We start from the raw sequence: 23,260 nt of genomic DNA, 5'->3' as shown, positions 1-23,260 counted from the left end.
CATAGAGTGGAAAACCGCAAATCCGAGGCATAAAAAAACCGGCTATATCAGCCGGTTTTTTTGCGCCCGAAAAAAACTTATGCACCATTTTCTGCGTTTTATGTGTTTAAGAAATATGTATATAAATCATAAGCTTATAAAATAATAAGGCTGCTTTTCGACAAAACGGTACACAGGTTATCCACAGAATCTCAGACAGTCACTTGATCACTGGCAGTCGGCGCCGCCGGGGTTGCCGGAAGTGAACCCATTTCCCGCTGCATCTGCTCGTTCCAGGCTTGCACCCGGTCGTTCAGATCGGCAATGGCGCGAGGCCCGCTACCCTCTGCGTACATCGGTTCCCCTATGATCACCGTGATGACACCCTGCTTCTTCGCCCAACCGGTTTTTGGCCAGAACTTGCCGGCATTGTGCGCAATCGGCAACACGGGAAGCTCAGCGTTGACGGCCAAGGCGGTACCACCGCGAGAAAATTTCCCGATGGTGCCAAACGGAACCCGTGTCCCTTCCGGAAAGATCAGGACCCAGACGCCATCCTTGAGCAATTCGTCGCCCTTCTTCGCCACATGCTTGAGCGCGGCTTTTGGATTGTCGCGGTCGATAGCAATCGGTCGCAGCATGGCCATGGCCCAGCCGAAGAACGGTACATACAGCAATGAACGCTTGAGCACCTGGCTCAACGGCTCGAAGTAAGCGGAGAGAAAGAACGTCTCCCACGTGCTCTGGTGGTTCGATTGGATCACGCAGGGTTGGTCAGGCACGTTCTTGGCGCCCTTCACCTCGTAGCTGATGCCCAGGAACACTTTGCTCAGCCACAAGGCGCAGCGGCACCAGTACACATTAATGAAGCGATATCGCGCCTTGAACGGCAGAAAAGGCGCGATGAAAAAGCTCAGGCTGCACCAAAGCAAAGAGCTGGTGCCCAGCAACAGATAAAAGAGGAACGTTCTGATGGCCTGCAGTATCGACATGGTGACGTTTACCGTGCGGGCTCTGCCCGTCTATAAGCGCACTCCCGATCAGTCCTTAATCGGAACAATCGAAGCACTTTAATTGTGGATAAGTTCTGCGGCAATCGCCGCCAGATCGTCAAAAATCAAGGTGCCCACCGGTAGGGACTTGCCCAGAGTCTTTTCGCCTTTCCCGGTCTTTACCAAAACTGGTTGTGAATCGACGGCTTTGGCGGCTTCCAGGTCACCAAGGCTGTCGCCGACGAACCAGAGATTGGTCAGCGACACGTTGTAATGCCCGGCGATGGTTTTCAACATCCCGGGTTTCGGCTTGCGGCAATCGCAGCCTTCGTCCGGCCCGTGCGGGCAGTAGACGATCAGCCCGACTTCACCGCCCTGCTCCGCCACCAATGAGCGCAAGCGCTCGTGCATGGCGTCCAGGGTGGCAATGTCGTAATAGCCGCGAGCGATGCCCGACTGGTTGGTAGCCACGGCTACCGTCCAGCCGGCCTTGCTCAACTGCGCGATGGCTTCGATCGAACCGGGAAGTGGAATCCACTCCTCCACCGACTTGATGTAAGCGTCGGAGTCGTAATTGATCACCCCGTCGCGATCGAGAATCAGCAGTTTCAACAGCAGCCCCTTAGCTCAGCAGCGAGATATCAGCGACGCCCAGGAACAGACCGCGCAGACGTGCCAGCAACGCATAACGGTTGGCGCGCACCTTGGCATCTTCCGCGTTGACCATCACGGCTTCGAAGAAGGCATCCACCGGCTCGCGCAATGCGGCCAGGCGTGCCAGCGATTCGCTGTACTGACGGGCCGCGGCCATCGGCTGAACAGCCTGGTCCGCCTGCTGGATCGCCGAGTACAGGGAGAACTCGTTGGCGTTATCGAAGTATTTCGCTTCAACTACGGTCGGCACAGAGCCTTCTACCTTGCTCAGCAAGTTCGACACACGCTTGTTCACCGCGGCCAGGGCAGCGGCTTCCGGCAGTTTGCGGAAGGCTTCTACCGCTTGCACACGCTGGTCGAAATCCAGCGCCGAGCCCGGCTTCAGGGCACGAACCGACAGGTAAGTCGCGACGTCGACGCCTTCGTCTTCGTAACGGGCACGCAGGCGGTCGAAGATGAATTCCAGCACCGCGTCATTCAGGCCAGTAGCCTTGACCTTGGCACCGAACGCATCGACGGCAAAGGCCACGGCGTCGGTCAGGTCCAGATCCAGCTTCTTGTCGATCAGGATGCGCAACACACCCAGCGCTGCACGGCGCAGGGCATACGGGTCTTTGCTGCCGGTTGGCAACATGCCGATACCGAAGATACCCACCAGCGTGTCGAGCTTGTCCGCGATGGCCACGGCCGCACCGGTCAGGGTGGACGGCAGTTCAGCGCCAGCACCGCGCGGCATGTACTGCTCGTTCAGTGCCAGGGCGACTTCTTCCGGCTCGCCGTCGTTGAGGGCGTAGTAGTAACCGGCAACACCTTGCATCTCCGGGAACTCACCGACCATCTCGGTCGACAGGTCGCACTTGGACAGCAGGCCGGCGCGGGACGCCCAGGCTGCATTGCCGCCAATACGCTGGGCGATGAACGCAGCGAGTCTGGAAACACGCTCGGCCTTGTCATAGACGCTGCCGAGTTTTTCCTGGAACACCACGTTCTGCAGGCGCAGGTTGAAGTCTTCGAGTTTTTGCTTCTTGTCTTGCTTGAAGAAGAACTCGGCGTCGGTCAGTCGTGGGCGAACCACTTTCTCGTTACCGGCGATGATCTGCTGCGGGTCTTTGCTTTCGATGTTGGCCACGGTAATGAAACGTGGCAGCAACTTGCCGTCGGCATCCAGCAGGCAGAAATACTTCTGGTTGTCCTGCATGGTGGTGATCAGCGCTTCTTGCGGCACGTCGAGGAAACGTTCCTCGAACGAGCACACCAGCGGCACCGGCCATTCGACCAGCGCGGTCACTTCGTCGAGCAGCGCCGGCGGAACAATCGCCGTGCCTTCCTGACGGGTGGCCAGTTCTTCGGTGCGCTTGCTGATGATCTCGCGACGTTCGTTGGCATCGGCCAGGACGTAAGCGGCACGCAAGTCGGCCAGGTAATTGGCCGGCGAGGTGATGCGTACATTTTCCGGGTGATGGAAGCGGTGGCCACGGGAATCGCGGCCAGCCTTCTGGGCGAGGATGGTGCAATCGATGACTTCGTCACCGAGCAGCATCACCAGCCATTGGGTCGGACGAACGAATTCTTCCTTGCGAGCGCCCCAACGCATGCGTTTCGGGATCGGCAGGTCGTTCAACGAATCTTCGACGATGGTCGGCAGCAGGCTCGCGGTCGGCTTGCCGGCGATGCTTTGGCTGTAACGCAGTTTCGGGCCGCTCTGATCGATTTCGCTCAACTCGACGCCGCACTTCTTGGCAAAACCCAGGGCTGCCTGGGTCGGGTTGCCTTCGGCATCGAACGCCGCCTGACGTGGCGGGCCATCGAGGTTGATGCTGCGATCCGGTTGCTGGGTGGCCAGCGACGTGATCAGCACGGCCAGGCGACGCGGCGCGGCGTAGACGGTTTTGGTCTCGTAGTTCAGACCGGCGGCTTGCAGGCCCTTGTCGATACCGGCGAGGAACGCCTCGGCCAGGGTGTTCAGGGCTTTGGGTGGCAGTTCTTCAGTGCCCAGTTCAACCAGAAAATCCAGAGCACTCATTGTGCAGCCTCCAGCTTGGCCAGTACTTCGTCACGCAGGTCCGGGGTCGCCATCGGGAAGCCCAGCTTGGCGCGAGCCAGCAGGTAGGCTTGCGCAACGGAACGCGCCAGGGTGCGTACTCGCAGAATGTATTGCTGACGCGCGGTCACCGAGATCGCCCGGCGTGCATCCAGCAGGTTGAAGGTATGGGAGGCCTTCAACACCATTTCGTAGCTCGGCAACGGCAGCGGCTGGTCGAGTTCGATCAGGCGCTTGGCTTCGCTTTCGTAGAAATCGAACAGTTCGAACAGTTTCTCGACGTTGGCGTGTTCGAAGTTGTAAGTGGACTGCTCCACTTCGTTCTGGTGGAACACGTCGCCGTAGGTCACTTTGCCGAACGGACCGTCAGCCCAGACCAGGTCGTAGACCGAGTCCACGCCTTGCAGGTACATGGCCAGACGCTCCAGACCGTACGTGATCTCGCCGGTCACCGGGTAGCATTCGATGCCGCCCGCTTGCTGGAAGTAAGTGAACTGGGTCACTTCCATGCCGTTGAGCCAGACTTCCCAGCCCAGACCCCAGGCGCCGAGGGTTGGCGATTCCCAGTTGTCTTCGACGAAGCGAATGTCGTGGACCAGCGGGTCCAGGCCGACATGCTTGAGGGAGCCCAGGTACAGTTCCTGGAAGTTGTCCGGGTTCGGCTTCAGCACAACCTGGAACTGGTAGTAGTGCTGCAGACGGTTCGGGTTTTCACCGTAGCGGCCGTCAGTCGGACGGCGACTTGGTTGCACGTAGGCGGCGTTCCAGGTTTCCGGGCCAATGGCGCGCAGGAAGGTCGCGGTGTGGAAAGTGCCGGCGCCTACTTCCATATCGTAGGGCTGAAGTACCACACAACCTTGCTCGGCCCAGTATTGCTGGAGGGCGAGGATCAAGTCTTGGAAGGTACGCACGGCTGGCGTAGGCTGGCTCACGAAATTCACCTGTTTCTTGGGCTGCGATTTAAAGAGCGGGAGTATACCCGATTCGTTGCTGCGCACGCCCCCTGGAGCCTTATGCCACGCTGCTTTTGGTGTTCCGAAGATCCGCTGTACATGGCTTATCACGATCAGGAGTGGGGCACGCCGCTACGCGATGCGCAGGGATTGTTCGAGTTGCTTTTGCTCGAAGGGTTCCAGGCCGGTCTTTCCTGGATCACTGTGTTGCGCAAACGCGAGCATTATCGCCAGGTGATGTTTGGGTTTGATGTACAGCGCGTGGCGCAAATGAGCGACGCGGAAATCGATGAATTGATGCTCGACCCGGGCATCATCCGCAACCGCCTCAAGCTCAACGCGGCCCGGCGTAATGCGCAGGCCTGGCTGGCGCTGGAGGACCCGGTGGCGTTTCTCTGGTCGTTCGTCGGCGGTACGCCGGTGATCAATCATTTCAAGGATCGCAGCGAAGTTCCGGCCGTCACGCCGACCGCCGTGGAAATGAGCAAAGGCCTGAAAAAGGCCGGCTTCACGTTCGTCGGCCCGACGATTTGCTACGCGCTGATGCAGGCGTCGGGCATGGTCATGGACCACACCCGCGATTGCGATCGCTACGCGACTTTAGCGAACGGCGGTTAGAATAGCCGCCTCGCGCACAGCACAAATTCAGGAGTGACCTGTGGATAAGTTGAAAGGCGCCTTGCTGGTAGGCGCTCTGCGGCTGTTTGCCCTGCTTCCGTGGCGGGCCGTACAGGCCGTGGGCTCGGCGATTGGCTGGGTCATGTGGAAAACCCCGAACAGATCCCGCGACGTGGTGCGGATCAACCTCGCCAAATGTTTTCCACAGATGGACCCGGCCGAGCGTGAGCGCCTGGTGGGCCAGAGCTTGAAGGACATCGGCAAGTCCCTGACCGAAAGCGCCTGCGCGTGGATCTGGCCGGCCCAGCGCTCCATTGACCTGGTGCGCGAAGTCGAAGGCCTCGACATATTGAAGGACGCCCTCGCCTCCGGCAAAGGCGTGGTCGGCATCACCAGCCACCTGGGCAACTGGGAAGTGCTCAATCACTTCTATTGCAGCCAGTGCAAACCGATCATTTTTTATCGTCCACCGAAGTTGAAGGCTGTGGATGAATTGCTGCAAAAGCAACGGGTACAGCTTGGCAACAAAGTGGCCGCTTCCACCAAGGAAGGCATCCTCAGCGTCATCAAAGAAGTGCGCAAAGGTGGTGCAGTGGGCATTCCCGCTGACCCGGAACCGGCCGAATCCGCCGGAATTTTCGTGCCCTTCTTCGCGACCCAGGCGCTGACCAGCAAGTTCGTTCCGAACATGCTCGCCGGCGGCAAAGCGGTCGGCGTGTTCCTGCATGCCCTGCGGTTGCCGGACGGTTCGGGCTACAAAGTGATCCTGGAAGCCGCGCCAGAGGCCATGTACAGCACCGACACAGCGGAGTCCTGTGCGGCCATGAGTAAAGTGGTCGAGCGTTATGTCGGGGCGTACCCGAGCCAGTACATGTGGAGTATGAAGCGCTTCAAGAAGCGTCCACCGGGTGAAGAACGCTGGTATTGAGTTGATTGGCATGATCTGTGGATAATTCCCGAGCCTGGGTTATCCACAACTGTTCATTAAAGGGCGCAGCAGATGTCCGAACACCGCAAATCGTTTCGCATCAAAATCAGTCATGAAAGCTTCGGTGAATGCCTGGGCCAGACACGCAACCTTTCGACCACGGGTGTCTACGTCAAGCACCCGGGGCTGTCGTCGCTACCTAAGGGCGCGGTGGTCTATGGGCAGGTGCAGGACTTACCCACAGGCGCGCCGCGTGTGCGCATGGAAGTGATTCAGGTGGATGCCGATGGGATCGGCCTGCGTTATCTCTGATCAGTGAGCCTTGCGCTCAAGCTTCTTCAGAAACACCGTCATCTCCTTCTCTGCCTGCTTGTCGCCATGGGCGCGAGCGGCATCCAGACCTTGTTCCCACGCCTGCCGGGCCGCCGCGAAATCCTCCTGCGCCAGCCAGGCCTTGCCCAATAGTTTCCAGGCCGCCGAATACTTCGGATCGAACTCGACACAGCGCTGGAAATGCTCGGCAGCCTTGGCGTTTTCCCCAAGATCCAGATAACCCTTGCCCAGGCCAAAGCGCAGCAATGAGTTATCCACACCCTTGGCGAGCATTTTTTCCAGGGATTCGATCATCAGCACTACCCCTCAGTCAGTGATCGTTCCCACGTTCCGCGTGGGAATGCCTCAATGGATGCTCGGCGTCCGCTTCGGCAGGGACGCGAAGCGTTCCGGGCTGCATTCCCACGCAGAGCGTGGGAACGATCAGTTAAAACCTCAGAAGAAACTCAGCCCCACATGGAACAGCTTCTCCACATCGCGAATATGCTTTTTATCCACAAGGAACAAAATCACATGGTCGCCCGTTTCAATCACGGTGTTGTCATGCGCGATGATCACTTCTTCATCACGAATAATCGCGCCGATGGTGGTGCCCGGCGGCAAACCGATGTTCTCGATGGCCTTGCCGATCACCTTGCTCGATTTCGCATCACCGTGGGCAATCGCTTCAATCGCCTCTGCCGCGCCCCGGCGCAATGAGTGCACGCTGACGATATCGCCGCGGCGCACGTGGGCCAGCAACGTGCCGATGGTCGCCAATTGCGGGCTGATGGCGATGTCGATGTCACCGCCCTGAATCAGGTCCACATACGCCGGGTTGTTGATGATGGTCATCACCTTCTTCGCGCCCAGGCGCTTGGCCAGCAACGAGGACATGATGTTGGCTTCGTCATCGTTGGTCAGGGCCAGGAAGATATCGGCGTCGGCGATGTTCTCTTCCATCAACAAGTCGCGGTCGGAGGCACTGCCCTGCAACACCACGGTGCTGTCGAGGGTGTCCGAGAGATGACGGCAGCGTGCCGGGTTCATCTCGATGATTTTCACCTGATAACGGCTTTCGATGGCCTCGGCCAGGCGCTCGCCGATCTGCCCGCCCCCGGCAATCACGATGCGTTTGTAGGTTTCATCCAACCGGCGCATTTCGCTCATCACGGCGCGAATATTCGCCTTGGCCGCGATGAAAAACACTTCGTCGTCCGCCTCGATGACTGTGTCGCCCTGCGGCAGGATCGGCCGGTCACGGCGGAAAATCGCAGCGACACGGGTTTCGACATTCGGCATGTGTTCGCGCAATTGCCGCAGTTGCTGACCCACCAGCGGCCCGCCGTAATACGCCTTCACGGCCACCAATTGTGCTTTGCCTTCGGCGAAGTCGATCACCTGCAAGGCGCCTGGATGCTGGATCAGGCGCTTGATGTAGTTGGTCACCACTTGTTCGGGACTGATCAGCACATCCACCGGGATCGCGTCGTTGTCGAACAACTCGTCGGCGCGCGTAAGGTAGGAGGCTTCGCGTACGCGAGCGATCTTGGTCGGCGTATGAAACAGCGTGTGTGCGACCTGACAGGCAACCATGTTGGTTTCATCGCTGTTGGTCACGGCCACCAGCATGTCGGCATCGTCTGCGCCGGCCTGGCGCAGTACCGTCGGCAGCGAGCCGCGGCCGTGCACCGTGCGGATGTCCAGGCGATCACCGAGGTCGCGCAAGCGTTCGCCGTCGGTGTCGACCACCGTGATGTCATTGGCTTCGCTCGCCAAATGTTCTGCCAGCGAACCGCCAACCTGCCCTGCACCGAGGATGATGATTTTCATCCAGTCACTCCATTAAATCCGTTTATCACCGCGCGGCGGCAATCTTGATCAGCTTGGCGTAGTAGAACCCGTCGTGCCCGCCTTCCTGGGCCAGCAATTGGCGACCATGCGGTTGTTTGATCCCGGCCGTCGTGGCGAGGTCCAGTTCACGAGCGCCCGGCGTGCGGGCGAGGAAGGCTTCGATGACTTCGGTGTTTTCGGTCGGCAGTGTGGAACAGGTGGCGTACAGCAGAATGCCACCCACTTCCAGAGTTATCCACAGGGCGTCGAGCAGTTCACCTTGCAGCACCGCCAGCGCGGCAATGTCGTCGGGTTGGCGGGTCAACTTGATGTCCGGATGACGACGGATGACCCCCGTCGCCGAGCATGGCGCGTCCAGCAGGATGCGTTGAAACGGTTTGCCATCCCACCAGGTGGCGGTGTCACGGCCATCGGCGGCGATCAGCTCGGCGCTGAGTTTCAGGCGTTCGAGGTTTTCCCGCACCCGCACCAGACGCTTGGCTTCAAGGTCCACCGCTACCACGCCCGCCAGCTTCGGTTCGGCTTCAAGGATGTGGCAGGTCTTGCCGCCCGGTGCGCAGCAAGCGTCCAGTACCCGTTGGCCCGGCGCCAGATCGAGCAGGTCGGCAGCCAGTTGCGCCGCTTCATCCTGCACGCTGATCCAGCCTTCGGCGAACCCCGGCAGGTTGCGCACATCGGCGGCGGACTCCAGGATGATGCCGTCCTGACTGTACACGCACGGCGTCGCGGCGATCCCGGCCTCGGTCAGCAACCCAAGGTAAGTATCGCGAGTGTGATGACGACGGTTGACCCGCAGAATCATCGGTGGATGCGCATTGTTCGCCGCGCAAATGGCTTCCCATTGCTGCGGCCAGAACGCTTTCAGAGACTTTTGCAGCCAGCGCGGGTGGGCGGTGCGCACCACCGGGTCGTGCTCCAGCTCGGCCAGCAACGCTTCGCTTTCCCGCTGGGCGCGGCGCAGCACAGCGTTGAGCAAGGCTTTGGCCCAAGGCTTTTTCAGTTTGTCAGCGCAACCGACCGTTTCACCGATGGCGGCGTGGGCCGGAACGCGGGTGTAGAGCAGTTGATAGAGGCCGACCAGCAACAGCGCCTCGACGTCGGCATCCGCAGCCTTGAAGGGTTTTTGCAGCAACTTGGCCGCCAGCGCCGACAAACGCGGCTGCCAGCGCGCGGTGCCGAACGCCAGGTCCTGGGTGAAACCGCGGTCGCGGTCTTCCACCTTGTCCATTTGCGTGGGCAGAGAACTGTTGAGTGAGGCTTTTCCGTTAAGAACAGCGGCAAGTGCCTTGGCGGCGGCCAGGCGCGGGTTCATTGAGCGTCCGCCGGATCGATGAGCGATGTGCCTTCAATGAATTTGTCCTTACGACTGTTATACATGTCGGAGAACTTCATCGGTTTACCCCCCGGCAGTTGCAGAAAGCGCAATTTCAATGCTCCTTGACCACAGGAAACCACTGCACCGAATGCACCCATGCCCAAAAGTCGACCCGGTTCACAGGGATGTTCCAGCTCAGGAATGACCTCTGCCTCGTAGACCTTCAACGTTTCACCATTAAGCTGACAATGCGCAACAGGCCAAGGGTTGAAGGCTCGTATCATGCGTTCCAGCTCTACAGCTGGCCGACTCCAGTCGATACGAGCTTCACTTTTGTTCAATTTGTGCGCGTAGGTGGCGAGTTCGTCGTTCTGCACTTCGCCTTCAAGCGTGCCGGCAGCCAGACCGGCAATCGCCTGAATCACTGCCGGTGGGCCCATCTCTGCCAGACGGTCGTGGAGGCTGCCGCCGGTGTCTTCAGCGGTGATCGGCGTGGTGACTTTCAGCAGCATCGGGCCAGTGTCCAGGCCCAGTTCCATGCGCATCACGGTCACGCCACTTTCAGCATCGCCTGCTTCGACGGCGCGCTGGATCGGCGCCGCCCCGCGCCAGCGTGGCAGCAGCGAGGCGTGGCTGTTGATGCAACCCAGGCGCGGAATATCCAGCACCACTTGCGGCAGGATCAGGCCGTAGGCGACCACCACCAGCAAGTCCGGCTTGAGCGCGGCCAGTTCAGCCTGAGCCTCTTCGTTGCGCAGGGTTGGCGGTTGCAACACCGGGATGTTGTTTTCCTGAGCCAACTGTTTGACCGGGCTAGGCATCAGCTTTTGCCCACGGCCCGCCGGACGGTCCGGCTGGGTGTAAACCGCGACGATCTCGTAAGGGCTGTCGAGCAGGGCCTTGAGGTGTTCGGCGGCGAATTCCGGGGTGCCGGCAAAGACGATGCGCAGTGGCTCAGTCATATAGAAGGTCTCGCAAAAGAAAAAGGCTTGCCGCAGCAAGCCTTTGAAAGGAGGGCATCAAGCGTTCTGGCGATGGAGCTTTTCCAGTTTCTTCTTGATTCGGTCGCGTTTGAGACTGGACAGATAGTCGACGAACAATTTGCCGTTCAGGTGGTCGCATTCATGCTGGATGCACACCGCGAGCAGGCCTTCGGCGATCAGTTCGTAAGGCTGGCCGTCGCGGTCCAGGGCCTTGATCTTGACCTTCTGCGGGCGATCGACGTTTTCGTAGAAGCCCGGCACCGAGAGACAGCCTTCCTGATACTGCTCCATCTCGTCAGTCAGGGTTTCGAACTCGGGGTTGATGAACACCCGTGGTTCGGTGCGGTCTTCGGAGAGGTCCATCACCACGATGCGTTTGTGCACGTTGACCTGGGTCGCGGCGAGGCCGATGCCTGGCGCTTCATACATTGTTTCAAACATGTCATCGACCAACTGACGCACTTCGTCGTCCACTACGGCCACAGGTTTGGCGATAGTGCGCAGGCGCGAATCGGGGAATTCGAGGATGTTTAAAATGGCCATAAGCTCAATTGCTGCACGTGTGAGGGAAGTCGGGTCGATGGCCTGGCGGGTCCGAAGATGCAGGCTACCGTTGTAAAACGTAGCTCTCTTTTTCTGTTCAGGAAAGAAAAAGGGAGCGAGCCACGAAGGCTCTGGCGTTTTACGCGAACGCACATAATAAAGGGATTCACCGCATGAGGAAATCACTACTCGCCTTGCTCCTTCTGGCCTCGGCCGGTTTGGCGCACGGGCAAGTGCAACTCAAGGAAGGTTTTCCACAGCAATACACAGTGGTTGCGGGGGACACACTCTGGGACATCTCGGGAAAATTTCTGCGCCAGCCGTGGCAATGGCCCGAGCTGTGGCAGGTTAATCCGCAAATCGAAAACCCCAATCTGATATTCCCCGGCGACTCACTGTCGCTGGTCTACGTCAACGGCCAGCCCCGTCTGACCCTCAATCGCGGGGCATCGCGCGGCACCATCAAACTCTCGCCACAGGTGCGCAGCTCGCCAGTGGCCGAGGCCATCCCGAGCATTGCGCTGCGATCGATCAACAGCTTTCTGTTGAGCAACCGCATCGTCGACAAGGTCGAGGATTTCGACAAGGCGCCTTACATCGTCGCCGGCGATGCGGAGCGCGTGCTCAGCGGCATGGGCGACCGCATCTTCGCCCGTGGCCACTTTGACCCGAACCAGCCGGTCTACGGCATTTTCCGCCAAGGCAAGGTCTACACCGATCCCGAGAGCAAGGAGTTCCTGGGGATCAACGCCGACGACATCGGCGGCGGCGAAATTGTCGCCACCGAAGGCGACGTCGCGACATTGGCGCTACAACGCACGACTCAAGAGGTGCGTCTCGGTGACCGCTTGTTCAGTGGCGAAGAACGCTCGATCAACTCGACCTTTATGCCCAGTGCACCGAAAACCCAGGTCAACGGGGTGATCATCGATGTGCCGCGAGGGGTGACGCAGATCGGCGCGCTGGACGTGGTCACGCTGAACAAGGGGCAACGTGATGGCCTGGCCGAAGGCAACGTGCTGGTGGTGATGAAAACCGGCGAAACCGTACGCGACCGGATCACCGGTCAGCCACTGAAAATTCCCGATGAGCGTGCCGGTCTGCTGATGGTTTTCCGCACTTACGACAAGCTCAGCTACGGGCTTGTGCTCAACGCTTCGCGCTCACTGGCCGTCATGGACAAGGTGCGAAATCCTTAACCTGCTCCACAAGTTACCAACAGAGTTATCCACAGCTTATTCCCGTTTCGACGGGGCTCATAACGATCAAGGATGATCCATGTCGCTGCCTGCTGTTACACCGGTGTCCCCTGCGGAGCTGGAAGCTCGTTTACGTTTGCACCGTTTGCCTGAACTCGGCCCGGCGCGTTTCAAAAAACTGCTCGAAGCCTTCGGCTCGGCCTCAAAAGCCATCAGCGCGCCGGCCAGTGCCTGGCGTTCGCTGGGCTTGCCATTGGCGTGCGCCGAAGCTCGCCGTACCAATGAAGTACGTGATGGCGCCAGCCACGCATTGGCCTGGCTAGAGCGTCCGGGCCAGCATTTATTGATGTGGGACCAACCTGACTACCCGGCGCTGCTCGCAGAAATCAGTGATGCGCCGCCATTGTTGTTCGTTGCAGGTGCCCCCGGGATTCTGGAGAAACCGCAGCTGGCGATGGTCGGCAGTCGTCGCGCCTCGCGTCCGGGCATGGACACCGCCGCCGCGTTTTCCCGCAGCCTGGCGGGGGCCGGTTTTGTCATCACCAGCGGTCTGGCGCTGGGTATTGATGCCGCCGCGCATCAAGCCGCTCTGGATGTGGGCGGGCGAACGGTCGGGGTGCTTGGCACGGGACTTGAAAAGTTTTATCCACAGCGCAACAGACGTCTGGCTGACGCCATGATTGCGTCGGGGAGCGCAGTGCTTTCGGAGTTCCCGCTGGACGCCGGCCCTACCGCCAGCAACTTCCCCCGGCGCAATCGAATCATCAGCGGTTTGTCGCTCGGCGTGCTGGTGGTCGAGGCCAGCGTTGCCAGTGGTTCGTTGATTACGGCGAGACTGGCAGGGGAGCAAGGTCGGGAGGTTTATGCGATTCCCGGGTCGATTCATCACCCAGGCGCCAAGGGCTGCCATCGGCTGATCCGTGACGGTGCGATACTGGTGGAAACTGTCGAACATATCCTCGAAGCCTTGCGTGGCTGGCAACGGTTGCCGTTATCCAGCGAGAAACCCTCGGTGACCCATCCGTTGCTCATACTGTTGCACGCCGCGCCGCACACCAGTGAGGCGTTGTCCGTCTCCAGCGGCTGGGCGTTGTCCAAAGTGCTGGCCGCGCTGACGGAGCTGGAGATGGACGGTCGCGCAATCTGCGAAAGCGGGCGTTGGTTTGCGCGGGTGAGCTAGGTTTTATAAGGAAGATCGGTAAACTGCGCAGAGCCTTATTCTGGAGAGTTTTTCATGGTCAACAGTTGGCGTGTGCAACAAGCCGCGCAAGCCGTTCGCGCAGGGGCGGTCATTGCCTATCCGACCGAAGCGGTCTGGGGGCTGGGTTGCGATCCGTGGGACGAAGAAGCGGTGTATCGTCTGCTGATGCTCAAGGGTCGGTCTATGGAGAAGGGCCTGATTCTGGTTGCCGACAACATTCGTCAGTTCGACTTCCTCTTCGAAGACTTCCCGGAACTGTGGATGGACCGCATGGCCAGTACCTGGCCGGGGCCGAACACCTGGCTGGTGCCGCATCAGAATCTGTTGCCGCAGTGGATCACCGGGGTGCATGAAACGGTGGCGCTCAGGGTCAGCGATCATCCGCTGGTGCGCGATTTATGCGCGCTGGTAGGGCCTCTGGTATCAACCTCGGCCAACCCGCAGGGCCGGCCAGCGGCGCGCACGCGGCTTCGCGTGGAGCAGTACTTCCGCGGAGAGCTGGATTTGGTGTTGGGCGGGAATCTGGGGGGGCGAAAGAACCCGAGCGTGATTCGAGATCTCGCGACCGGGCACGTTGTGCGCCCGGACTAAGATCGCGTCATCGCTCATCGCGGGCAAGCCCGCTCCCACAAGGTTTCGGTCGTTCACATAAGTTGTGTACGACTCGGACCTGTGGGAGCGGGCTTGCCCGCGATGAGGTCCTGACTGACATCGAATGTCTTATGGCCGCAGCACTATCGAACCCGTCGTGCGCCGCGCCGACAATTCGGTCTGCGCCTTCGCCGCGTCTTCCAAGGCAAACGTCTGGCTGATGTCCACCTTCAGCTTCCCGCTGATGATCATCTCGAACAGTTCATCGGCCATGCGCTGCAAGTTCTCGGCATTGTTGGCGTAAGTCGCCAGCGTTGGCCGGGTTACGTACAGCGAGCCTTTGGCCGACAAAATCCCCAGGTTTACCCCGTCCACCGCGCCGGACGCATTGCCGAAGCTCACCACCAACCCCCTTGGCGAAACGCTATCGAGCGATGTCAGCCAGGTGTCTTTACCAACGCCGTCATACACCACCGGCACTTTCTTCCCGTCAGTCAATTCCAGTACGCGTTGTGCGACGTTTTCATGGCTGTAATCGATGGTCGCCCAGGCGCCATTGGCCTTGGCCAGCGCGGCTTTCTCGGGCGAGCTGACCGTACCGATCAACTTCACGCCCAACGCCTTCGCCCATTGGCAAGCCAGGGAGCCAACGCCACCGGCGGCAGCGTGGAACAAAATGGTTTCGCCACCCTTGAGTTCATAGGTCTGACGCAGCAGGTACTGCACGGTCAGGCCCTTGAGCATGACCCCGGCCGCCGTTTCGAAGCTGATGGCGTCCGGCAGAAGCACCAGATTGGCCTCGGGCAACACATGAACGTCGCTGTAGGCGCCCAACGGACCGCTGCCGTAAGCCACGCGATCACCGACCTTGAAGCGTGTGACTTCGCTGCCCACTGCCTCGACCACGCCCGCGCCTTCCGAACCCACACCCGATGGCAGGGCGGGTGGTGCATAGAGGCCGCTGCGGTAATAGGTATCGATGAAATTCAGGCCGATGGCCTTGTTGGTGACGCGGACCTGATGCGGGCCGGGCTCGGCGGGTTGGTAATCGACATACTCGAGCACTTCGGGGCCGCCATGGGCGCGGAACTGGATACGCTTGGCCATCAGAACTCTCCTTAGGTCTTAGCTACTGGGGTTGTAGCGCGAAGCGCCCTATCGAACTCCTAACCCTGATCTTCGTCAACTGCGGCAGGCCTGTCTGCGATGTTATGCTACGCGCCCATTTGCGCCGGTCCCCGCTCTGATGGAGCGCCGCGTAGTTTTGCCCGATTCAAGGTGATGACATGACGACCCGCACCGAGGCCGTAAAAGCCTACCTGCTCGACCTGCAAGACCGCATTTGCGCGGCCCTCGAAGCTGAAGACGGCGGCACACGCTTCGTCGAAGACGCCTGGACCCGGCCTGCCGGTGGCGGCGGTCGCACGCGAGTGATCGAAAACGGTGCAGTGATCGAAAAGGGTGGTGTCAACTTTTCCCACGTTTTCGGCAGCGGCCTCCCGCCTTCTGCCAGCGCTCATCGGCCAGAACTGGCCGGGCGTGGCTTCGAAGCCCTCGGCGTGTCGCTGGTGATTCATCCGCACAACCCGCACGTACCCACTTCCCACGCCAACGTGCGCTTTTTCATCGCTGAAAAAGAAGGTGAAGAACCGGTCTGGTGGTTCGGCGGCGGCTTCGACCTGACCCCTTATTACGGCAATGAAGACGATTGCGTGCATTGGCACCGCGTCGCCGAGCAGGCCTGCGCGCCGTTCGGCCCGGACGTCTATTCGCGCTACAAAGCCTGGTGCGACAGCTATTTCCACATCAAGCATCGTCACGAGCCGCGCGGCATCGGCGGCCTGTTCTTCGATGACTTGAACGAGTGGGACTTCGACACCAGCTTCGCGTTCATGCGCGCCATCGGTGATGCGTACATCGACGCTTATCTGCCGATCGTGCAGCGCCGCAAACACGATGCGTTCACCGCCCAGCAGCGTGAATTCCAGGAATTCCGTCGTGGCCGTTACGTTGAGTTCAACCTGGTCTACGACCGTGGCACCTTGTTCGGCCTGCAATCGGGCGGGCGTACCGAGTCGATCCTCATGTCCCTGCCGCCGCAAGTGCGCTGGGGCTATGACTGGAAAGCCGAACCAGGCAGCGAAGAAGCCCGCCTGACCGAGTACTTCCTGCAAGACCGCGATTGGTTGGCCGAGGCCTGAACGAGGAGTTCTTATGGACCGTTACGTTGTATTCGGTAACCCGATTGGCCATAGCAAGTCGCCTCTGATCCATCGCCTGTTCGCCGAGCAGACCGCGCAAAAGCTGGACTACAACACGCTGCTGGCGCCACTTGACGACTTCTCCACCTGCGCCCGGACATTTTTCCTCGAAGGTCGCGGCGCCAACGTGACCGTACCGTTCAAAGAAGAGGCTTATCGGCTGGCGAATAGCCTGACGGCGCGGGCACAGCGGGCCGGTGCGGTAAACACCTTGAGCAAGCTCGTCGATGGCAGCCTGCTGGGTGATAACACCGACGGCGCCGGTCTGGTGCGGGACCTGACGGTCAACGCCAGTTTCAGCCTCAAGGGCAAACGCATCCTGTTGCTGGGGGCGGGTGGCGCAGTGCGCGGCGCTCTGGAACCGTTGCTGGCCGAACAACCGGCCTCTTTGGTGATCGCCAACCGCACCGTGGAAAAAGCCGAGTTACTGGCGGAGTTGTTCGCAGACCTGGGCCCGGTCTCGGCCAGTAGTTTCGACTGGTTGAAAGAGTCGGTGGACCTGATCATCAATGCGACGTCGGCGAGCCTGTCGGGTGACGTGCCGCCGATTTCCGGCAGTTTGATTGAGCCGGGCAAAACCGTTTGCTACGACATGATGTATGGCAAGGAGCCGACTTCGTTCTGCCGTTGGGCCACGGAGCATGGCGCGGCGGTGTCGATGGATGGTTTGGGCATGCTCGCTGAACAGGCGGCAGAAGCCTTCTTCCTATGGCGCGGTGTGCGCCCGGATACGGCGCCAGTGCTGGCCGAACTGCGCCGCCAGCTCGCCATATAACTTTGTAGGAGCAAGGCTTGCCCGCGATTCAGGCGCCGCGGTGTCTCAGGCATACCGCGTTATCGTTTATCGCGGGCAAGCCTTGCTCCTACAAAGGCGTGTTTCAGTCTTCAAACCGGATCGGGCACTTGTCGGCCCCTTCCAGCTTCCTCAATTCGTCCACCACCTGCGGCCGCGCGCGTCGCAGGGTCAGGCTGCGATCCTGCTTGAGCAGCCGCCGCGCTTCCTGATGCAGCATTTCCACCCCTGAGTAATCGATGAAGTTGATCTGCTGCGCCTCGATCACGACGCGCGCACCGTGCAGGCGTTGCAGGCGCACCTGCAGGTAATGGCTGGCGCCGAAAAAAATCGAACCGCCCACCCGCAGAATGTCTTCATCCCCATCGCGCGAATGCTGCACGCGCGGTTGCGAGGTTCGTTTGAGGTAGAAGAACAACGAGGCGAGCACCCCGGCATAAATCGCCGTCTGCAACTCCAGCAGCAACGTGGCGACACAGGTCAGGGCCATGACCGCGAATTCGGCACGGCTGACGCGCAACAGGGCACGAATCCCGCGATGGTCCACCAATCCCCAGGCGATCAGCAAAATGCTGCCGGCCATGGCCGGGATCGGGATGTGGGCGATCAACCCGGCGCCGAAGATGGCGAACAGCGCGACCCACACCGCCGAGAACACCCCGGCCATGGGTGAGCAGGCGCCGGCTTCATAGCTCAGGCCCGAGCGGGTGAAGGAGCCGGCGGACAGCGAACCGGAAAAAAACGCACCGACAATGTTGGACAAGCCCTGGGCGCGAACTTCTTGATTGGCGTCGAGCAACTGCTGGGAGCGGGCCGACAACGAGCGGGCAATCGACAGGCTGGTCACCAGCCCCAGCATGCCCACTGCCACCGCGCTCGGCAGCAAACGCAGGATAAGGTCCAGATCCAGCGGCAGGGGGCTCAAGGGTGGCAAGCGCCCGACAAATGCGCTGACCAATTTCACATGGCCGAACATGGAGGGCCATAGCCACACCAGCAGCCCGGCGAGGACCAGCGTGATCAACAGCGTCGGCCAGCGAGGCAGCAATGATTTCAGCACCGCGCCGACAACAACCGTCGCCAGCCCCAGCGCCAACGACGGTTTATCCAGGGCGCCGAGGTGCTTGAACAGCATCAGGAAACTGTCGAGCGCCGTGGCCTGGCTGGGCAAGTCCAGGCCCAACAGGTTCGGCAACTGGCCGATGGCAATTACCACCGCCGCACCGAGGGTGAAACCCAGCACCACGGAATGCGAGACAAAATTCACCAAGGCGCCGAAACGCAGCAGGCCCAACAGCCACTGGAAAACGCCGGCCAGGAGTGTCAGCAGCAAAATCAGCGTGATGTAGTCCTGTGACGCGGGGACGGCCAGAGGACTGACGCTGGCGAACAGGACAATGGAGATCGCCGCTGTAGGACCGCAGATCAAATGCCACGAGGAACCCCACAAGCAGGCGATCAACACGGGGATGATGGCCGCGTACAACCCGTATTCAGGTGGGAGACCGGCGATCAGTGCGTAGGCAATGGACTGCGGCAACGCGAGAATCGCGCCGCTGAGGCCGACGATCAGGTCACGACCAACGCTGGCGCGGGTTTGCCGGGGCAACCAACTGAGAAAGGGAAAGAGTGAATGGCGGCTGGGGAAGGCCATGGGTCCTCTCGGGTGGGTTTTTGCGCAAGGGTAGCAGGACTAGCCGCCGATCGTTCCCACGCTCCGCGTGGGAACGCCGCCATGGACGCTCTGCGTCCGCTTGGAGATGTGACGCGGAGCGTCACGGGATGCATTCCCACGCAGAGCGTGGGAACGATCGGTGGCGGGGGTTCAGAGTTTGGCTTTTACCGCCGGCAACGCGTCCTTGCCATCGGCGGTTTTCACGCCATCGAGCCATTTATCCAGCACCGCTGGATTGGCCTTGATCCACGCCTTGACCGCCTCCGCATTGCTGACCTTCTTGTTCACCACCTCGGCCATGATGCTGTTCTCCATGTCCTGGGTGAAGCTCAGGTTGGTCAGCAACTTACCCACATTCGGACAGGCTTCGGCGTAGCCCTTGCGGGTCAGGGTATGGACGCTGCCGGTGTCACCGAAATACTTTTCGCCACCCTTGAGGTAGTGCATTTTCAACTGCACGTTCATCGGGTGCGGGGTCCAGCCGAGGAAGGTCACGAATTTCTGCTTTTTCACGGCGCGAGACACTTCGGCCAGCATCGCCTGCTCGCTGGACTCCACCAGTTTCCATTGGCCCAAGTCGAAATCATTCTTCTTGATGATTTCCTGTAGCGAAATGTTCGCCGGGGCGCCGGAGCCGATGCCGTAGATTTTATGGTCGAACTTGTCGGCGTATTTATTCAGGTCGGCAAAGTTATGCACACCCGCGTCCCACACATAATCCGGAACCGCGAGGGTAAATTCGGTGCCGTCGAGGTTTTTCGCCAATTGCGTGACATCACCGGTGGCCACGAACTTGTCGTAAAAACCCTGCTGGGCCGGCATCCAGTTACCCAGGAACACATCGACCTGGCCATCCTTCAGGCCGCCGAAGGTGATGGGCACCGCGAGGGTGTCGACTTTTGCCTTGTAGCCCATGCCATCCAGCAGAAACCCGGTGATGGCGTTGGTCGCGGCGATGTCGCTCCAGCCCGGGTCGGCCATTTTTACCGTCTCGCAACTCTGATCGGCGAACGCCGATGCACTGCCCAGAGCCAGCAGCCCGACCGTCAGTGCTGTGGATAACTTTTGCATGGACTTCCCCTTGAGATTATTGGTTTTGGCAGGGTTGTGGATAACGTGCTTTGCGCTCCAGATCATCGAGGTTGATGTGGTTGCGCATGTACTGCTGACTGGCGTCCACCAGCGGCTGGTGATCCCAGCTCTTCAGCTTGCCGAGGGTCAGCGCATCGGCAACGAAACGCCGGCGTCGCTGGCTGGCGAGCACCTGTTGGTGAATCGCCGGGATGTTCCATTTGGCCCGGGCTTCGGCAAGAAATTCTTCGAAAAAAGAACGATGTTGCGGTGACTGGCTGAGTTCTTCCTGTTCTCGCGGGTCGTTGTGTACGTCGAAGAGCAGGCAAGGGTCGTCTTCGCTGTAGATGAATTTGTAGGCGCCGCGACGGATCATCATCAATGGACTGATGGTGCCTTCGGCCATGTATTCGCCGAACACTTCGTCGTGACCGCCCTGCCCTTGCAGGTGCGAAACCAGCGAACGACCGTCCAGCGGCAAGCCAGGTTCCAGTGAGCCGCCAGCCAGTTCTACGAAGGTGGGCAGCAGATCGGCGGTGGAAACAGCCGCGCTGACTCGCCCTGCCCCGAACTGCCCTGGCGCGCTGATCAGCAGCGGTACTCGTGCAGCCATTTCGTACCAGTGCATTTTGTACCAGAGCCCGCGTTCGCCGAGCATGTCGCCATGGTCACCGGAGAAGACGATGATCGTGTCGTCGATCAGCCCCGTTTCTTCAAGCGTTTGCAGGAGTTTGCCGACGTTGCTGTCGATATAGCTGCAAGCACCAAAGTAGGCGCGGCGCGCATCGCGAATTTTATCCACAGGCAATGGCTTGTCCCACAGGTCGTAAACCTTGAGCAAACGCTGGGCGTGCGGATCGAGTTCTGTTTGCGCCGGTGTTTCGGGCAGCGGGATGTCGGCGTCGTCGTACATATCCCAAAAAGCCTTGGGAATCGTGTACGGATCGTGTGGGTGGGTCATCGAAACGGTCAGGCAGAACGGTTGGTCGCCGTCCTCGCGGATGTGGTCGAACAAGTATTGCTGGGCCTTGAACACCACTTCCTCATCGAAATCCAGCTGATTGGTGCGCACGCACGGCCCGGCTTGCAGCACCGACGACATGTTGTGATACCAGCTAGGACGCACGTCCGGTTCATCCCAATTCACTGCCCAGCCGTAATCAGCCGGGTAAATATCGCTGGTCAGGCGCTCTTCGTAGCCGTGGAGTTGGTCCGGGCCGCAAAAGTGCATTTTGCCGGACAGCGCCGTGCGATAACCGAGTCGACGCAGGTAGTGGGCATAGGTCGGCACATCGGCGGGGAAATCGGCCGCGTTGTCGTACGCGCCGATCTTGCTCGGCAATTGGCCGCTGACCAGGGTAAAACGCGACGGCGCGCACAGCGGGCTGTTGCAGTAAGCAGCGTCGAACACCACGCCTTCGGCGGCGAGGCGGCTCAGATTCGGCAGTTTGATGGGCGAAGGACCGTAGAACGGCAACATTGGCGCGGCCATTTGATCGGCCATGATGAAAAGAATGTTCTTGCGCTTCATGTGATCGCGGCATTCCATAGTGAATATTTATGCGAGAGTGCTGCGATCGAGCATGTAACCCACGCATATTGTGGTAAAGCCCACGCCAGGCAATGACTAGGATTAGCACAGCTTATGTATGACGCCCTTGGTGACTTGTCGTTGGACCTGCTGCGGGCCTTTGAAGCGGCGGCCCGCCATCGCAGCTTTACCGCTGCGGCGGTGGAGCTTGGCACGACGCAGCCGGCGGTCAGCCAGCAGATCAAACGGTTGGAGGAGCAACTCGCCACGCGGCTGTTCGACCGCATCTACCGAGGTATCGAACTGACCGAGGCCGGGGCCATACTTTTTGATCAGGTTCAGCTCGGTTTGCAGAATATCGACGCAGGATTGAGCGCAATCAGCGCACAACAGCAACATGAAGTGTTGCAAGTGGCGACCGACTTTGCCTTCGCCGCGTACTGGCTGATGCCACGTCTGCACCGCTTCCATGCCGCCAATCCGCACGTCGATGTGAGCCTGGTCACCAGCGAGCGCAGTCACAACATGCTGCGCACGGATATCGATGTGGCGGTGTTGTTTGGCGATGGGCGTTTCAAACAGGGTGAAAGCCATTGGCTGTTCAGCGAAGAAGTCTTTCCGGTGTGCAGCCCGCTGTTGCTCAAGGATCGGCCCCTGCCCTTGCCGGCCAAGTCGCTGCTGGAATTTCCCTTGCTGCACTTGCGGGGAGAACACAGCAGCAACTGGTTCGACTGGAGCGGTGTATTTCGTCAATTGGGGATAACTTCGGCGCCGGCGCCGGGGCAACTGCGCTTCGACAATTACACGCTGCTGATTCAAGCGGCGATTGGCGGCCAGGGCGTGGCGATCGGCTGGCGGCACCTTGTGGATAACTTGCTGGCGCAGGGTTTGTTGTGTCGTCCCGTCGCGGAATCGGCGATGTCCAGCCTCGGCTATTACGTGGTCGTGCCCCAGCGCAAACGGCGCGGGGCGTTGATTCACCAGTTTGTGGACTGGTTGATGGCCGAGCAGGCCAGCAGCGCGCAATCGCTCAATGGCCTGGCGCTGCCTTCCATCGCTATTTAGGATCGGTGGCGATGAAGTTCACGTGTTCACGGATGTGCAGGTTCAGCTTTAGCTCATCGGCGATGCCCACCGCGACCCGGTTCAGACGCTCCAGCGGTTCGGCCAGCCCCGGCTCCAGATGGCTGGAGACATGGCTGAAATGTTCGATGCTCAACCCGGGCACCCCGCGTGGCGCATTCACCAGGGTCCACTTCAAGGCACTGGCTTGTAGCGACTCGCGGATTTCTTCGGCGGCGTGGAGTTGCAGCTGATCCTCTGTTTCTGAATCATCCAGCACTTCAAAATCGCCCACCAGAAACAGCCGGTGCACCCCGGCGGCTTGCATGCCGTCGATCAGTGCATCCACCGCCAGCACTTGTTCGACCGGGCCCACCACGATGGTTTTTTCCACGTATTCGCTGTTGAAAGGCAACCCGGGTGCGTCTAACAGGCAGATGACGGCCGAGCAGCCCGCCACACTTTGTTTAACGCGTTGTGCCTCGAACAGGTCACCGGTTTTAGTTCGAAGGCCCGGGCGCGGCGCCAGCGCCGTCAGGTCATCCAGAATGGCGATCACTTCATGTTGGCGGCGCAGCATTTGCGCAATCAGCGCACTGCCCAAGCTACTCATGGCACCATAAAGCACTACTTTGACCACCGGGGTTTCCGCGTTTTTCATGGCTGAGACTCCTCCTCCCTTGAGTATATGACGTGTGACCTGC

23 protein-coding genes are annotated in these 23,260 nt (G+C 60.0%); 9 read left to right on the top strand and 14 right to left on the bottom strand.

Annotated features, from left to right (window positions below):
- Nucleotides 1-191: 191 nt before the first annotated feature.
- The 4 genes from BMS17_RS11795 to glyQ all read right to left on the bottom strand — a co-directional run bounded on the left by BMS17_RS11795 (nucleotide 192) and on the right by glyQ (nucleotide 4,598).
- Nucleotides 192-971: a 1-acyl-sn-glycerol-3-phosphate acyltransferase gene (locus BMS17_RS11795; protein WP_046030975.1), complete on the bottom strand. Its 780-nt coding sequence runs from the start codon at nucleotides 969-971 to the stop codon at nucleotides 192-194.
- 78 nt (nucleotides 972-1,049) lie between these two features.
- Entirely contained in the window at nucleotides 1,050-1,589 is a 540-nt protein-coding gene (gene gmhB / locus BMS17_RS11790; RefSeq protein ID WP_175649024.1) for a D-glycero-beta-D-manno-heptose 1,7-bisphosphate 7-phosphatase, read from the bottom strand.
- Nucleotides 1,590-1,593: 4 nt separating this feature from the next.
- On the bottom strand, nucleotides 1,594-3,648 hold the full coding sequence (glyS, locus tag BMS17_RS11785) for a glycine--tRNA ligase subunit beta (RefSeq protein WP_077430977.1): 2,055 nt from the start codon (nucleotides 3,646-3,648) through the stop codon (nucleotides 1,594-1,596).
- Entirely contained in the window at nucleotides 3,645-4,598 is a 954-nt protein-coding gene (gene glyQ, locus BMS17_RS11780) for a glycine--tRNA ligase subunit alpha (RefSeq protein ID WP_003213601.1), read from the bottom strand. Before glyQ ends, glyS begins: the two co-directional genes overlap by 4 nt.
- 81 nt (nucleotides 4,599-4,679) lie before the next feature.
- Here glyQ and BMS17_RS11775 point away from each other — a divergent pair, with 81 nt between their 5' ends.
- The 3 genes from BMS17_RS11775 (at nucleotide 4,680) to BMS17_RS11765 (ending at nucleotide 6,477) form a co-directional block, all read left to right on the top strand.
- Nucleotides 4,680-5,237, top strand: coding sequence for a DNA-3-methyladenine glycosylase I (locus BMS17_RS11775; RefSeq protein ID WP_046030982.1), 558 nt, complete (start codon nucleotides 4,680-4,682; stop codon nucleotides 5,235-5,237).
- Nucleotides 5,238-5,277: 40 nt separating this feature from the next.
- Nucleotides 5,278-6,165 (top strand): lysophospholipid acyltransferase, encoded by an 888-nt coding sequence (locus BMS17_RS11770; RefSeq protein WP_046030983.1) that lies wholly within the window; start codon nucleotides 5,278-5,280, stop codon nucleotides 6,163-6,165.
- A gap of 72 nt (nucleotides 6,166-6,237) precedes the next feature.
- Entirely contained in the window at nucleotides 6,238-6,477 is a 240-nt protein-coding gene (locus tag BMS17_RS11765; RefSeq protein ID WP_046030984.1) for a PilZ domain-containing protein, read from the top strand.
- Here the strand turns inward: BMS17_RS11765 and BMS17_RS11760 are convergent, their stop codons facing one another.
- The 5 genes from BMS17_RS11760 to def form a co-directional block, all read right to left on the bottom strand.
- Entirely contained in the window at nucleotides 6,478-6,795 is a 318-nt protein-coding gene (locus BMS17_RS11760) for a tetratricopeptide repeat protein (RefSeq protein WP_175649023.1), read from the bottom strand.
- Between the two features lie 138 nt (nucleotides 6,796-6,933).
- A complete protein-coding gene (gene trkA, locus BMS17_RS11750; RefSeq protein ID WP_077430976.1) occupies nucleotides 6,934-8,310 on the bottom strand; it encodes a Trk system potassium transporter TrkA in 1,377 nt (458 codons plus the stop codon).
- 25 nt (nucleotides 8,311-8,335) lie between these two features.
- Entirely contained in the window at nucleotides 8,336-9,643 is a 1,308-nt protein-coding gene (rsmB, locus tag BMS17_RS11745) for a 16S rRNA (cytosine(967)-C(5))-methyltransferase RsmB (protein WP_077430975.1), read from the bottom strand.
- A complete protein-coding gene (gene fmt, locus BMS17_RS11740) occupies nucleotides 9,640-10,608 on the bottom strand; it encodes a methionyl-tRNA formyltransferase (protein ID WP_046030996.1) in 969 nt (322 codons plus the stop codon). The genes rsmB and fmt overlap by 4 nt, the downstream gene beginning before the upstream one ends.
- Nucleotides 10,609-10,665: 57 nt before the next feature.
- On the bottom strand, nucleotides 10,666-11,172 hold the full coding sequence (gene def, locus BMS17_RS11735; protein ID WP_046030998.1) for a peptide deformylase: 507 nt from the start codon (nucleotides 11,170-11,172) through the stop codon (nucleotides 10,666-10,668).
- 173 nt (nucleotides 11,173-11,345) lie between these two features.
- Here def and BMS17_RS11730 point away from each other — a divergent pair, with 173 nt between their 5' ends.
- The 3 genes from BMS17_RS11730 to BMS17_RS11720 all read left to right on the top strand — a co-directional run bounded on the left by BMS17_RS11730 (nucleotide 11,346) and on the right by BMS17_RS11720 (nucleotide 14,163).
- The gene (locus BMS17_RS11730; protein WP_046031000.1) at nucleotides 11,346-12,371 is read left to right on the top strand and encodes a LysM peptidoglycan-binding domain-containing protein; all 1,026 of its coding nucleotides are present in this window, start codon (nucleotides 11,346-11,348) and stop codon (nucleotides 12,369-12,371) included.
- Nucleotides 12,372-12,450: 79 nt separating this feature from the next.
- Nucleotides 12,451-13,551, top strand: a complete 1,101-nt coding sequence (gene dprA / locus BMS17_RS11725) for a DNA-processing protein DprA (protein ID WP_046031003.1) — start codon at nucleotides 12,451-12,453, stop codon at nucleotides 13,549-13,551.
- 54 nt (nucleotides 13,552-13,605) lie between these two features.
- Nucleotides 13,606-14,163 (top strand): L-threonylcarbamoyladenylate synthase, encoded by a 558-nt coding sequence (locus BMS17_RS11720; protein ID WP_046031005.1) that lies wholly within the window; start codon nucleotides 13,606-13,608, stop codon nucleotides 14,161-14,163.
- Between the two features lie 129 nt (nucleotides 14,164-14,292).
- Here the strand turns inward: BMS17_RS11720 and BMS17_RS11715 are convergent, their stop codons facing one another.
- A complete protein-coding gene (locus BMS17_RS11715) occupies nucleotides 14,293-15,270 on the bottom strand; it encodes an NADPH:quinone reductase (protein WP_046031007.1) in 978 nt (325 codons plus the stop codon).
- A 179-nt stretch (nucleotides 15,271-15,449) separates the two neighbouring features.
- On the opposite strand from BMS17_RS11715, the gene hemF reads away from it, so the two are divergent.
- Both hemF and aroE read left to right on the top strand, forming a co-directional pair.
- Nucleotides 15,450-16,364, top strand: a complete 915-nt coding sequence (gene hemF / locus BMS17_RS11710) for an oxygen-dependent coproporphyrinogen oxidase (protein WP_046031009.1) — start codon at nucleotides 15,450-15,452, stop codon at nucleotides 16,362-16,364.
- 13 nt (nucleotides 16,365-16,377) lie between these two features.
- On the top strand, nucleotides 16,378-17,199 hold the full coding sequence (aroE, locus tag BMS17_RS11705; RefSeq protein ID WP_046031011.1) for a shikimate dehydrogenase: 822 nt from the start codon (nucleotides 16,378-16,380) through the stop codon (nucleotides 17,197-17,199).
- A gap of 103 nt (nucleotides 17,200-17,302) precedes the next feature.
- Here the strand turns inward: aroE and BMS17_RS11700 are convergent, their stop codons facing one another.
- The 3 genes from BMS17_RS11700 to betC all read right to left on the bottom strand — a co-directional run bounded on the left by BMS17_RS11700 (nucleotide 17,303) and on the right by betC (nucleotide 21,494).
- Nucleotides 17,303-18,871: a SulP family inorganic anion transporter gene (locus BMS17_RS11700; RefSeq protein WP_077430974.1), complete on the bottom strand. Its 1,569-nt coding sequence runs from the start codon at nucleotides 18,869-18,871 to the stop codon at nucleotides 17,303-17,305.
- A gap of 171 nt (nucleotides 18,872-19,042) precedes the next feature.
- On the bottom strand, nucleotides 19,043-19,963 hold the full coding sequence (choX, locus tag BMS17_RS11695) for a choline ABC transporter substrate-binding protein (RefSeq protein ID WP_077430973.1): 921 nt from the start codon (nucleotides 19,961-19,963) through the stop codon (nucleotides 19,043-19,045).
- A 16-nt stretch (nucleotides 19,964-19,979) separates the two neighbouring features.
- A complete protein-coding gene (gene betC, locus BMS17_RS11690; protein WP_046031017.1) occupies nucleotides 19,980-21,494 on the bottom strand; it encodes a choline-sulfatase in 1,515 nt (504 codons plus the stop codon).
- A gap of 114 nt (nucleotides 21,495-21,608) precedes the next feature.
- On the opposite strand from betC, the gene BMS17_RS11685 reads away from it, so the two are divergent.
- Nucleotides 21,609-22,559, top strand: a complete 951-nt coding sequence (locus BMS17_RS11685) for a LysR family transcriptional regulator (RefSeq protein WP_077430972.1) — start codon at nucleotides 21,609-21,611, stop codon at nucleotides 22,557-22,559.
- Here BMS17_RS11685 and BMS17_RS11680 read toward each other — a convergent pair.
- On the bottom strand, nucleotides 22,552-23,217 hold the full coding sequence (locus tag BMS17_RS11680) for an NAD(P)-dependent oxidoreductase (RefSeq protein WP_046031025.1): 666 nt from the start codon (nucleotides 23,215-23,217) through the stop codon (nucleotides 22,552-22,554). The two genes, BMS17_RS11685 and BMS17_RS11680, sit on opposite strands and share 8 nt — an antisense overlap.
- Between the last annotated feature and the right edge of the window lie 43 nt (nucleotides 23,218-23,260).

This window comes from Pseudomonas sp. C9 (genome assembly GCF_002000165.1).
GTDB lineage: Bacteria > Pseudomonadota > Gammaproteobacteria > Pseudomonadales > Pseudomonadaceae > Aquipseudomonas.
The sequence above is the reverse complement of the archived record's forward strand: the minus strand, read 5'-3'. Positions and strand labels throughout refer to the sequence as shown.